Annotated in this window: 9 protein-coding genes; 6 read left to right on the forward strand and 3 right to left on the reverse strand. The window is 63.6% G+C overall.

The features are described from left to right. The first annotated feature begins 378 nt into the window (after window positions 1-378). From SSA02_RS07715 to SSA02_RS07725, 3 genes are all read left to right on the forward strand, one after another. Window positions 379-1,875, forward strand: coding sequence for a CoA-acylating methylmalonate-semialdehyde dehydrogenase (locus tag SSA02_RS07715; RefSeq protein ID WP_147093498.1), 1,497 nt, complete (start codon window positions 379-381; stop codon window positions 1,873-1,875). Between the two features lie 161 nt (window positions 1,876-2,036). Further along, complete coding sequence (locus SSA02_RS07720; RefSeq protein ID WP_147093499.1) at window positions 2,037-2,294, forward strand: DUF3297 family protein; 258 nt, start codon at window positions 2,037-2,039, stop codon at window positions 2,292-2,294. A 4-nt stretch (window positions 2,295-2,298) separates the two neighbouring features. Next, on the forward strand, window positions 2,299-3,243 hold the full coding sequence (locus tag SSA02_RS07725) for a nucleoside hydrolase (RefSeq protein WP_147093500.1): 945 nt from the start codon (window positions 2,299-2,301) through the stop codon (window positions 3,241-3,243). Window positions 3,244-3,396: 153 nt separating this feature from the next. Here the strand turns inward: SSA02_RS07725 and SSA02_RS07730 are convergent, their stop codons facing one another. Together SSA02_RS07730 and SSA02_RS07735 are read right to left on the reverse strand one after the other, a co-directional pair. Further along, complete coding sequence (locus tag SSA02_RS07730; RefSeq protein ID WP_147093501.1) at window positions 3,397-4,053, reverse strand: SGNH/GDSL hydrolase family protein; 657 nt, start codon at window positions 4,051-4,053, stop codon at window positions 3,397-3,399. A gap of 31 nt (window positions 4,054-4,084) precedes the next feature. After that, a complete protein-coding gene (locus SSA02_RS07735; RefSeq protein ID WP_147093502.1) occupies window positions 4,085-5,131 on the reverse strand; it encodes a threonine aldolase family protein in 1,047 nt (348 codons plus the stop codon). Window positions 5,132-5,177: 46 nt separating this feature from the next. Between SSA02_RS07735 and folD the strand changes: the two genes are divergently transcribed. The 3 genes from folD to SSA02_RS07750 all read left to right on the forward strand — a co-directional run bounded on the left by folD (window position 5,178) and on the right by SSA02_RS07750 (window position 10,453). Next, window positions 5,178-6,074: a bifunctional methylenetetrahydrofolate dehydrogenase/methenyltetrahydrofolate cyclohydrolase FolD gene (folD, locus tag SSA02_RS07740; RefSeq protein ID WP_147093503.1), complete on the forward strand. Its 897-nt coding sequence runs from the start codon at window positions 5,178-5,180 to the stop codon at window positions 6,072-6,074. Continuing rightward, complete coding sequence (locus SSA02_RS07745; protein WP_147093504.1) at window positions 6,071-6,817, forward strand: methylenetetrahydrofolate reductase; 747 nt, start codon at window positions 6,071-6,073, stop codon at window positions 6,815-6,817. The genes folD and SSA02_RS07745 overlap by 4 nt, the downstream gene beginning before the upstream one ends. Window positions 6,818-7,072: 255 nt before the next feature. Continuing rightward, complete coding sequence (locus tag SSA02_RS07750; protein ID WP_147093687.1) at window positions 7,073-10,453, forward strand: TonB-dependent receptor; 3,381 nt, start codon at window positions 7,073-7,075, stop codon at window positions 10,451-10,453. A 240-nt stretch (window positions 10,454-10,693) separates the two neighbouring features. Here SSA02_RS07750 and recA read toward each other — a convergent pair whose 3' ends face one another. Continuing rightward, window positions 10,694-11,734, reverse strand: coding sequence for a recombinase RecA (gene recA / locus SSA02_RS07755; RefSeq protein ID WP_147093505.1), 1,041 nt, complete (start codon window positions 11,732-11,734; stop codon window positions 10,694-10,696). Window positions 11,735-11,771: the final 37 nt, after the last annotated feature.

Consider the following 11,771-nt stretch of genomic DNA (forward strand, 5'->3'; position numbering starts at 1 on the left):
CGGAAAACGCAGGATGACGGGCACGGTTCGCAACGCCCTGCAAAGACCCGGCCTTGCAGGAAGCCAGGGAACGATGCCCGAGCCCGGGCCACGCCGTAAAGAGCCGCCCATGGTCACCCGAACGTGAAACCACCCCCATAGGACGGGAATATTTTTTCTCTTATTTGTAAGAAAGGGAATGCGGGTTTCCTTTTCTTGTCGTCTTTCCATTTTCGTTCCCGTCACCAACGCCAACGACGCCATGCCGGGAGGGTGGACGCCTCTGTTTCATTTCCGATACCGGTCCGGCGAGAGAACAGGGCAGAGATCCCGCCCGGATCGGCCTTTTCCAGTCAGGCACCACATACTGCGATCATCGCAGGTGAGAGGAGCAGCATCATGAGCACTCTGATTCAGCATTTCATCAACGGGGCGCGCTGCGACGGTCACGGGACCGCACGGGGCGATGTCTTCAATCCGGCGACCGGAAAGGTGACCGGACAACTCGTTCTGGGCACGACGCAGGATGTCGATGACGCGGTCTCGGCCGCACAGGCCGCCTTTCCGGCCTGGTCCCAGACCACGCCTCTGGCGCGCGCGCGCATTCTCTTCCGCTTCCGCGATCTGATCGAAAAACACGCGCGCGATCTCGCTGCCGTCATCACCTCCGAACACGGGAAGGTCCTGTCGGACGCACTGGGCGAAGTCACACGCGGCATGGAGGTCGTGGAGTTCGCGACCGGCGCGCCGGAACTCCTGAAAGGAGAGTTTACCGAACAGGTCGGCCGTGGAATCGATGCCTGGTCCATGCGGCAGCCTCTGGGCGTGGTCGCCGGAATCACGCCCTTCAACTTCCCGGTCATGGTGCCGCTCTGGATGGCCCCCATGGCACTGGCCTGCGGTAACTGCTTCATCCTCAAACCCTCGGAACGCGATCCCTCGGCCTCGCTCGTTCTGGCCGACCTCCTGAAACAGGCCGGATTGCCCGACGGCGTGTTCCAGGTGGTTCATGGCGACAAGACCGTAGTGGATGCCCTGCTCCGTCATGACGGCGTACAGGCCATCAGCTTCGTCGGTTCCACCCCCATTGCGCGCTATATCCACGAGACGGGTATCGCCAGCGGCAAGCGGGTGCAGGCGCTGGGTGGGGCCAAGAACCACGCCGTGATCATGCCCGATTGCGATCTCGACAAGACGGTCGACGCCCTCATGGGGGCGGCTTACGGCTCTGCCGGAGAACGCTGCATGGCGATTTCGGTCGCCGTTGCTGTCGGGCCGGTTGCCGATGCCCTGGTGGAAAAGCTGGTGCCGCGCGTCAAGGCGCTCAAGATCGGCAGCGGAACGGAAGAGGCGACGGAGATGGGGCCTCTGGTCACGAAGGCGCATCGCGACAAGGTCGCCGCCTATGTGACCGCAGGCGCCGAGGAAGGGGCGACGCTTCTGGTCGACGGTCGCGGTTTCGAACCGGACCGGGAGCCGGGCGGGTTCTTCCTTGGCGGGTCTCTCTTCGATCATGTCACCCCCGGGATGCGCATCTATCGCGAGGAGATCTTCGGTCCGGTTCTGGCAATCGTCCGGGTGCCCGATTTCGAGACCGCGCTGAAGCTGGTCAACGATCATGAATTCGGAAACGGAACGGCCATCTTCACCCGTGACGGCGACAGCGCACGCGCTTTCACCCACCGGGTCCAGGCGGGCATGGTCGGCGTCAATGTTCCCATTCCCGTGCCGATGGCCTTCCACTCCTTCGGCGGGTGGAAAGCCTCGCTGTTCGGCGACCATCACATGCATGGAGCCGAAGGCGTGCGCTTCTTCACCAGATACAAGGCCGTCACCTCGCGCTGGCCGACAGGCATACGGCAGGGCGCGGATTTCGTGATGCCGACCCTGGGCTGATCGCGCGCCGCAAAATGGCCACGAACGGGCGCGAGGCATGTCGTCTCGCGCCCGTTTCACGTCACGGCTCTGCGTTGCGGCGCTTTGCCTGTGCGAAAACTCGGGCTATGTCCGAAGCCCTGAGCGGGTCACTCTGGCCCGGAAAGCAGTAAGGATATTCCATGAGCGACACCATGCCAGACCGTCTGAGCGCAACACCGGGCAGCCCGTTTCACGACGAGGCCCTGCTCGAGAAGGGAATCGGCATCCGTTTCAACGGCGAAGAGCGGACCAATGTCGAGGAATACTGCATCAGCGAAGGCTGGGTCCGCCTTGCCGTCGGCAAGACGCTCGATCGCAAGGGCCGTCCGATGACGATCAAGGTTTCGGGCACGGTCGAGGCCTGGATCAAGGGCACCGGAGAAGACGGCAAGGAGTAGGCCCATGACGCCCACGCGGATCATCATCGACACCGATCCCGGTCAGGACGACGCCGTCGCCATTCTTCTGGCGCTGGCCTCGCCGGAGGATATCGCGGTCGAGGCGATCCTGACCGTGGGCGGCAATAGCGGCATCGCCAACACGACGCGCAATGCCGCGGCCATTCTCGAGCTGGCGGGGCGCACCGATATCCCCCTGCATAGCGGGTGCGACCTGCCCCTGACCCGCCCGCCCGTGAGGGCCGATCATGTGCATGGCGAAAGCGGGCTGGACGGTGCGGATCTGCCTGCTCCCGTCAAACGGGCGGATTCTCCCCATGCCGTGGATTTCCTGATCGAGACCCTGCGCCACGAGCCCGAGGGAAGCCTGACCATCGTGACCCTCGGGCCGATGACGAATCTCGCAACCGCGCTGGTGCAGGCGCCCGATATCGCGCCGCGGATCAACCGGGTCGTCTCCATGCTGGGCGCCTGTTTCGAGGGCGGCAACATCACGCCCAATGCCGAATTCAATGCCTATGTCGATCCCGAGGCCGCTGCAATCGTGCTCGGCGCGGGCATTCCCGTGGTGCTCCTGCCTCTGGACGTGACCCACAAGGTTCTCACGACCCCGGCACGCCTGGGCCGTATCAGGGCCCTCGGCAATGCCGCCGGACGATGTGTCGGCGGAATGCTGGGGTTCTCGGAGCGGTTCGACCTCCAGAAATACAACTGGCCCGGCGCCCCGCTGCACGATCCCTGCACGATCATGTGGCTGCTTCGACCCGACCTCTTCCAGGGGAGACAGGTCAATGTCGAGATCGAGACGCAAAGCCCCCTCTCCTCCGGCCAGACGGTGGTGGATTACTGGAGCGTGACCGGTCGCCCCGCCAATGCGCTCTATCTGCGTGATGTCGATTCCGACGGTTTCTATGCCGTTCTGACGGAGAGACTGGCCCGACTGCCCTGATCCGGTCGAGCCGCGATCCGGTCGGGCCTGATCCGACCTGACCGGGCCTGATCTGTCCCGGGCCGACCTTGCGGAGACTTCCGGAGACATGGGGGCCGATCGGTGCGATACGGCGCGATTGCGCCTTCGTCGCGCCGCCCGGCACAGGCGCGGTCAGCGCAGGAGACGTCTGACCTCGGCAGCGAGCGCCAGACCGAGATCCCGGTTATCCCCGGGCGTGAAATGAACGCCATCGCTGCCCCCGGTCGCGACCGCGCATCCGGCATCGAAGAAATCGACCCGCAATGCGGCACTCAGGGCACGATATTGCTCGACCAGGGCACGAATCCGGTCGTGGGCACCGGAAAACTGGGCCGCAAGCCACGCGCCCGGTATCTCTCCGAGCGGCGGCGGCGAGACGACCAGCACCCGTGGCGCGGGATAGGCCGTGCCGACCCCGCCCGCACTTGCGAGAACCTGACGCACGAGCTTGCCCATTCCGAGTGCGATCTCGTGCGGGGTACGACGATAGCCCTGCTTGGCATCGTTGGTTCCGAGCATGATCACCACAAGATCGAGCGGCATGTGACTTGCCAGAGCGGCAGGGAGATAGGCCGAACCGTCGAGCCTCGGATCGACCGGATCGGCGATCGAGGTCGTGCGCGCGCTCAGCCCCTCCTCGATCACGCGGAAATCCGGCCCGAGCGCTTCGGCCATCACGCCGGGCCAGCGCTGCGCCCGGTCGTAGCGGGTGGTGGGGTGACCTTCCGGCACCGGCACCCATCCCCAGGTGAGCGAATCCCCAAAACAGAGAATATGCCGTTCCGTCATCCTGCCGCGTCCTTCCCGTCGGAAACGAACTTCAGAGACTGTCCAGAAATCCGTCCACATCGCAAGGCTCGGTCGCAAAACACGTCACGAGCCGGATCAGCACGCCCTCTATGCCGGGTGGGGTCGTCCAGCGATAGAAACCCCATCCATCCGCCTCGAGCGCGGCGACGCTGCGTTCGGGAAGCAGGGCAAACACCTCGTTGCCCTGAACCTCGAACGGCAGGGAGGCAGCCGGATGGCGCCGGAGCCCATGGGCGAGGCGCTGGGCCATCGCATTGGCCTGTGCGGCATTACGCAGCCAGAGGTCGTTTTCGAGCAGGGCAAGGAGCTGCGCGCTGAGATAGCGCTGCTTCGACCACAGATGACCGCCGCGTTTGACGCGACGCTCGAAATTCCTCGCCAGATCCTCGCGGAAGACCAGAACGGCCTCGGCGGCCATGGCTCCGTTCTTGGTGCCGCCGAAGCTCACCATGTCGAAACCGGCCTTCCAGGTGATATCGGCAGGCGTACAGCTAAGGCTCGCGATCGCATTGCCGAGACGCGCCCCGTCCAGATGGGTGGCACAGGAAGCGGCGCGGGCGCGGCGCGTCAGAGCGTTGAGATGATCGAGCTCGTAAACGGTCCCCCATTCGGTGCTCTGGGTCAGGGAAAGCGTCTGGATCGGGCTGGTATGAACCCCGCCCAGCGCGTTGTCGCTCAGCGCGCGATCGAGATCGGCCAGCGCCATGCGCCCGTCGGCAGAGGGCAATGGCACCAGTTTGGCGCCATGGGTGAAGAACTCGGGGGCGCCGCCCTCATCCGTCGCGATATGCGCGCTCTGATCGCACACCACCGCCCCGAAGGGAGCCGTGGCGGCCGAGAGCGCCAGACTGTTGGCTGCGGTTCCCGTTGCAACGGGATATACCCACACATCGCAGCCGAACACTGCGCGCATCGCGTCGTTCAGCCGGGCCGTCTCGTCATCCGCCCCGTAGGAAGGCGCCTCTCCCGCGTTGACCCGTGCGAGCGCCGCCATCACCTCGGGGCTGACGGGCGCGATGTTGTCACTGGCGAAGTTCTTGCGTATTGCCTCGGTCACGTCCGTTCCTCACTCGATTTCTGGCCCCTGCAACAGGAAGATCCGCATGAAACACGATCCGGCGCTTTCGGGAAAGCTCATCGACGGCAAGGGCGTCGCACGCCGTCTGACGGATCGCGTCAAGGCAGACGTCGAATCCCTCCGCGAGGAGCACGGCGTCGTTCCCGGTCTCGCCGTGGTGCTCGTGGGCAATGACCCCGCCAGCGAAGTCTACGTCAAGAACAAGGCCATCCAGACCCATCGTGCGGGTATGCGCTCCTTCATGCACATGCTGCCGGAAACCGCGGAACAGGACGAACTGCTCGACCTGATCGCTCTGCTGAACGCCAATCCGCGCATTCACGGCATTCTGGTCCAGCTCCCCCTGCCCGCCCATCTCGACCCCATCGTCGTGACCAATGCGATCGCACCGCACAAGGATGTGGACGGGCTGGGCGAAGTGAATGCCGGGCGCCTCAGCCTCGGCATTCCCGGCCTCGTCCCCTGCACGCCGCTCGGCTGCCTGATGCTGCTTCAGGAAACGCTGCCGACCCTGCGCGGTCTCAATGCCGTCGTCATCGGCGCGTCCAATCTCGTCGGCAAACCCATGGCGCAACTGCTCCTCAGGGAGGGATGTACGGTCTCGGTCGGGCATATCGACACGAAAGACCCCCGGGCACTCGCCAGGGAGGGCGATATCCTCGTCGTGGCAACCGGCAAGACCGGTCTGGTTCGTGGCGACTGGATCAAGCCCGGAGCGACCGTCATTGATGTCGGTATCACCCGTATCGCCCTGCCCGACGGCAAGACACGCCTCGCTGGCGATGTCGTCTTCGACGAGGCGCTGCCGCTTGCAGGGCATATCACGCCGGTGCCGGGCGGCGTCGGCCCCATGACCATCGCCTGTCTCCTGCATAATACGCTCCAGGCGGCACGCATCTATCTGAACGGCCAATCTTCATGAGCCGCATCGCCATCGAACTCGTCCCGCGCGATGCCGCAACGCTGGAACGCGATCTCGAGACCGTCCGGACTCTCCTCCCCGGGATCGGGACCATCAACATTCCCGATCTGCTTCGCCTCGATCTGCGGTCCTGGGAGGGGGGCGCCATCGCCCGCGACCGGGGATTCGCCGCGATCCCGCATATCCGCGCGGTCGATATCGATCCCGATCTCCCGCTTCCCTGCGCCGGGCAGGAGGGGATCGGGGAAATCCTCGTCATCGCAGGGGACCCGCCGCCGGATTCGACCCATCGCGTCTTTCCCAATACCAGCGCCGACATCATCGCCCGCTACAGGCGCGAGGCGCCCCATCTGGCCGTCTATGCCGCGTTCGATCCCTATCGTCGCGCGCCCTGGCAGGAGCTCGAGGATATCCAGCGCAAGCGTGACGCGGGGGCCGCGGGTTTTTTCACCCAGCCTCTCTTCGACCGCAGGATGTTCGAACTGAGCGCGAGCTGGCTCGAGAAGGACACGGTATTCTGGGGTATTTCACCGGTCATCGGCCCCAAGGCACGCGCCTATTGGGAGCGGGTCAATCATGTGGTCTTTCCCCGTGATTTCGACCCGGGTCTCGAGGCGAATATTGCCTTCGCCGCGATGATGCTGCGCGAAATCCGTGCCCGCAACGAAAATGCCTATCTGATGCCGCTGCGCGTCGATCTCGAGGCCTATCTCGCCCCGCTCCGGGATGTTCTTTCTCCGTAACGCCCTCGTTCTGCGCGAGCCCCCGGCGCCCGGCTCATCCTCCGGCAAACGCACGCACCCATGGCGCCCGACATGCCTTAGGCAACAGGAAGGCGTCCAGAGTGCGGTCGGGCTTGTATCGGTCAAGACACAGTGTAACGAAAACAACACAAAAGCGGCAGGATGTAATTTCCTTTTCTAACAAGTGCTTCATAATTCGTCCCTTGAGACAGAGTTATGCCCGACTGAGGGGCGAGGACGAAAGATGCCGTCGTGATGAGCCCAACGCACAGGAAAACAACCGTATCGCCCCGTTTGACCGTCGCCTTTCTGGGCGGCACGCTTGCGCTCACGCTCGACCCTTCGGCGCAGGCACGCCCCACCCGGGAGATTCCGGGCGAGGAGCAGAACGAGACCCCGGCGTTGCGGTCGGGGGCCGCTACTCCCTCTGCTGCGAAAGCACTGCGTCCACCGGTTACTGCCCCTGCCCCTGCCCCTGCCCCGGCCCCGGCTCCGGCCCCGCCCCCGGAAACCGTTACCGGAACGTCACGCAGGAACGACGACATTGCGAGAGAGACGCGCGCTGAAAAGAAGAAGACCCTGCGACGCGTCGTGCCGGAACACGGAGCGAGCGGGAACGGAGGAAACGGACAGGGAGGAAATGGCAAAGAGGTCATTCTCGTCACGGGTACGCGCCTGTCGCAATCGCGTCTGACGAACGTGATGGCGGGAACCGACCTCAGCGGGGAGCAGATCCGTCGCAGGGGGTATTACGATCTCGGCACAGCCCTGTTACGTGAAAATCCCGCGATCAGCGAAGGCGACAACTCCCCCATCGGCAATCAGGGCAGTTTCGGCGCCGGACAATCCTTCATCGGCCTGCTCAATCTCGGCTCCCAGAGAACCCTGACCCTGGTCGACGGCATGCGCATGGGCGGGGGCGCCTCCGCCTCGATCTACGGAGCCGGTTCCGGCTCCCAGGTCGATGTGAGCACCATACCGACCTCCCTCATCAGGAGCGTCGATACCCGTCTCGGCGGCGCCGGTGCCGCTTACGGCTCCGATGCCGTGGCAGGCGTGATGAACTACACACTGGACGATCGCTTCAAGGGCGTGGCGTTCAACGCCCAGGGCAACTGGTCTCAGAAGCTCGACGCGCCGGCCGAGAAGCTGACCTTCAAGGCCGGGACTCCCTTCGATCACGGGAAAGGGGGGCTGGTTTTCGACGTCGAGTATCGCAATACGGGCGGAATGGTCGCCAATGATCGTCCGACGATCTATGGGCGCGACGCGGTTCTCTATCACAGGGTGCCGCTCGGGCAGAGCGCGCCCACGCTCTATGTCCTCGGTGCCGGGCAGCGCACCATACAGAACACGGTGACCGGCATTCCCATGACGACCGGCGCCTATGGCGTATTGCCCGTCTTTGCCGGAAGTGCCGCCCCGGGCCTGGCGGGACAGGCCAATGCGGCCGTGCCCGGTACGGGCAACATCCCGCTGATGTTCAGCCGCAACGGCCAGTCTCTCATCCCGCTCGAGACGGGCACGCTGCTTACGAACGACGCAAGCCACGGCATCGGTGGCGACGGTCTCGCCATCCAGGATTACAACCAGCTCATCGCGCCGAACGACAAGCTGAACCTGACCCTGCTCGGTCATTACGATTTCACCCGTCATCTCCATGCCAGCTGGCAGGGCTGGTATGCGCGAGGCAGCGCGCGCAATCAGGTGGGGCAAGGCACCTGGAACACGCCCCAGTTCGACGATCCCGTCACGCTGAATACGTCCGGTCCGATGAGCAGCAGCTATTATACCAATGGCGTGGTCAACGGCCCGTTCGCTCTGAGCACCGGCAATCCCTTCCTCACCCCGGCAGAACAGCAGACGATCCGCAATGCCCTCGCTGCCGACGGCAAACCGACGGACACATTCTATCTCACGCGCCTCAACCAGGATCTCGATGCGGGCATGTTCAGAACGACCATGCAGATGTATCGCTTCCAGGGTGGGCTGAACGGCGACTTCGACGCGGTGGGACGACGGTTCACATGGAAAATCCGCGGCGAATACACGCGCTACATGAACGACACCTGGACGCCATCGATCGTCGTCCCCAATCTGATCAACGCGCTGAACGCCGTTCGCGATCCGGGCGGCGCCATCGTCTGTGCGCCCGGCTATCAGAACGCACCGATCGCGACCCGCTCTGCAAGCTGCGCGCCCCTCAACCCGTTCGGCTTCGACCGCATGACCCCCGGCGCAAGGGACTACGTCATCGCGGATGCCCATTCGAGGAACAGGAACAGCCAGCGCGATCTCCAGGCCGAACTCGGCTCGACCGTCTTCCGTCTCCCGGCGGGAGACATGAGATGGGATCTCGGATACGAGCACCGGCGCGAAAGCTATCGCTTCGATCCGGGCGACTTTTTCCGTGGCTGGCCACAGCCGGACGGCACGTACCGGCAATATGGCAACAGCCTGCCGCTTCCGCCCACGGGCGGCGCCTATCACACGCATGAAGCCTTCGGCGAGCTGGATGTTCCCCTCGTCTCACCGGTCATGCACGTCCCGGGCGTCCATAGTCTTTCCGCCACGGCCAATGGCCGGTTCATCAATAACAGCATGACCGGCAATTTCTGGACCTATATGTTCGGAGGCGCCTGGTGGCCGACGCGCGATTTCGGACTGAGCGGGAATTATGCCCGTTCGGTACGCAATCCCTCCGTCACGGAACTGTTTTCGCCCCGTTCGACCAGCTACGGTTACGGTATCGATCCGTGTTCGGATGCAGGACTCGACTCCGGCCCCAATCCCGCCCTGCGCGCGGCCAACTGCGCGAAGGCGGGCATTCGTCAGCCCTTCATCTCCAATTTCAACTTCTACACCATACCGGGAACCACTGGCGGCAACGTAACCCTGAAGAACGAGACGTCGCAAAGCTATACGGGCAGTCTCGAATTCAGGCCCCATTTCGTGCGCGGTCTGGATATGAAGGCCTCGTTCGTCGATGTGACGGTGCGCAACGCCATCACCTATCTGTATCCGACCGATCTGCTGAATGCGTGCTACGACTCCGCCAGCTACCCCTCGAATGCATTCTGCTCCACCTTCACCCGGGATTCGGGCGGCCAGATCACGACCTTCGATGGGGGATTCTACAATATCGCGCGTTTCGAGACCCAGGCACTCCAGGCCAGTCTCGACTATTTCACGCCTCTCACCCGGTTCGGCCTCGGCACCGGGGCGGGCGATATCGATCTGAGCGGCAACTATGTGCATTATCTCGCAAGCCAGCAATCCTATCTCGGCAGCACCTATGACCTCTCGGGCACGACAGACGCCCCGAACGACAATTTCACCCTGAACCTGACCTATCTGCGCGGCCCCTTCTCCGCACAATGGCAGACGCTCTGGTACGGCCCGACCCGGTATCAGGTTCAGGTCCCCGCAACGCGCTATCAGGACAACGAGCGTCCGTCCTTCGCCTATTTCAATCTCTCGCTGTCCTACGACATCACGAAAAATCTCTCATCGCATTTCGTCGTCAACAACATAACCGGCGCGCTGCCCGAATATCCGGGAACGGTCGATACGAACCGGTATTACCAGACGTTGATCGGCCGGAACTTCCAGCTCGCCATCGGCGTGAACTTCTGACGCGCAGCCGGTTCCGACACGCCTCCGGCGCCGGTGGGATCGGGTCTGCACCGCATTCCGCAGGCAAACGGAAAAAGCCGCCTCCCATGATGGGGGCGGCCTTTTTTTCCTGTTTCCCGGCTTTCCTGTTTCCCGGTTACGCGGATCCGGAAGTACCGCGCTTCCTGCCGCGCCGGTTCCGGATCGTCTCCGCGTTTACCCGGTTCATCTGGCCGGTTCGTTTGCCCGGTTCGTCCGGCCTTATTCGTCCGCCCCGTCTTCCTGCTCGTCCGGCGGGGTCATGAGCGCATCCGCGACGACACCCGCCTGTTCACGGATACGACGTTCGATATCGGACGCCATCTCGGGATGATCGCGCAGGAACTGCTTGGCGTTTTCACGCCCCTGCCCGACGCGGGTGCTGTCATAGGAGAACCACGCACCCGATTTCTCGACGATATTCGCCTTCACGCCAAGATCGATAAGCTCGCCGACCTTGCTGATCCCCTCGCCGTACATGATGTCGAACTCGACCTGACGGAAAGGCGGGGCCATCTTGTTCTTGACCACCTTCACGCGGGTCTGGTTGCCGACCACCTCGTCACGATCCTTGATCGAGCCGATACGGCGGATATCCAGACGGACCGATGCGTAGAACTTCAATGCGTTGCCGCCGGTCGTGGTCTCCGGATTTCCGAACATCACACCGATCTTCATACGGATCTGGTTCAGGAAGATGACCATGGTGTTCGAACGCGATACCGTTCCGGTCAGCTTGCGCAGTGCCTGGCTCATCAGACGCGCATGCAGGCCGACATGGCTGTCTCCCATATCGCCTTCGAGCTCGGCCCTCGGCACGAGAGCAGCCACGGAATCCACCACGAGCACATCGACGGCACCGGAACGCACGAGCGTATCGGCAATTTCCAGCGCCTGTTCGCCCGCATCGGGCTGGCTCAGAAGGAGATTGTCCACATCGACGCCGAGCTTGCGCGCATATCCCGGATCGAGCGCGTGTTCGGCATCGACGAAGGCGCAGGTCCCGCCCTTTTTCTGGGCTTCGGCAATGGCATGGAGGGCCAGCGTCGTCTTGCCGGAGCTTTCGGGACCGTAGATCTCGATGATTCGCCCGCGCGGCAGACCGCCGATACCGAGACCGATATCGAGACCGAGCGATCCTGTGGAGATCACGTCGACCTGCTCCTTGGGGCGCTGCCCCATGCGCATGATCGAGCCCTTGCCGAAAGCCCGCTCGATCTGGCTCAGCGCACCCTCGAGTGCTTTCGTCCTGTCCGTGCTCATCTTCTGTCCTCCGCTCTCATCACTCTCGCCCAAACCC

The sequence above is a fragment of the Swaminathania salitolerans genome (assembly GCF_007988945.1).
GTDB classification, from domain to species: domain Bacteria; phylum Pseudomonadota; class Alphaproteobacteria; order Acetobacterales; family Acetobacteraceae; genus Swaminathania; species Swaminathania salitolerans.

What these genes read in the sequence shown, in the direction of transcription:
- SSA02_RS07715 (WP_147093498.1), top strand. Translation starts at nt 379, where the DNA reads ATGAGCACTCTGATTCAGCATTTCATCAACGGGGCGCGCTGCGACGGT.
- SSA02_RS07720 (WP_147093499.1), top strand. Translation starts at nt 2,037, where the DNA reads ATGAGCGACACCATGCCAGACCGTCTGAGCGCAACACCGGGCAGCCCG.
- SSA02_RS07725 (WP_147093500.1), top strand. Translation starts at nt 2,299, where the DNA reads ATGACGCCCACGCGGATCATCATCGACACCGATCCCGGTCAGGACGAC.
- SSA02_RS07730 (WP_147093501.1), bottom strand. Translation starts at nt 4,053, where the DNA reads ATGACGGAACGGCATATTCTCTGTTTTGGGGATTCGCTCACCTGGGGA.
- folD (WP_147093503.1), top strand. Translation starts at nt 5,178, where the DNA reads ATGAAACACGATCCGGCGCTTTCGGGAAAGCTCATCGACGGCAAGGGC.
- SSA02_RS07745 (WP_147093504.1), top strand. Translation starts at nt 6,071, where the DNA reads ATGAGCCGCATCGCCATCGAACTCGTCCCGCGCGATGCCGCAACGCTG.
- SSA02_RS07750 (WP_147093687.1), top strand. Translation starts at nt 7,073, where the DNA reads ATGAGCCCAACGCACAGGAAAACAACCGTATCGCCCCGTTTGACCGTC.
- recA (WP_147093505.1), bottom strand. Translation starts at nt 11,734, where the DNA reads ATGAGCACGGACAGGACGAAAGCACTCGAGGGTGCGCTGAGCCAGATC.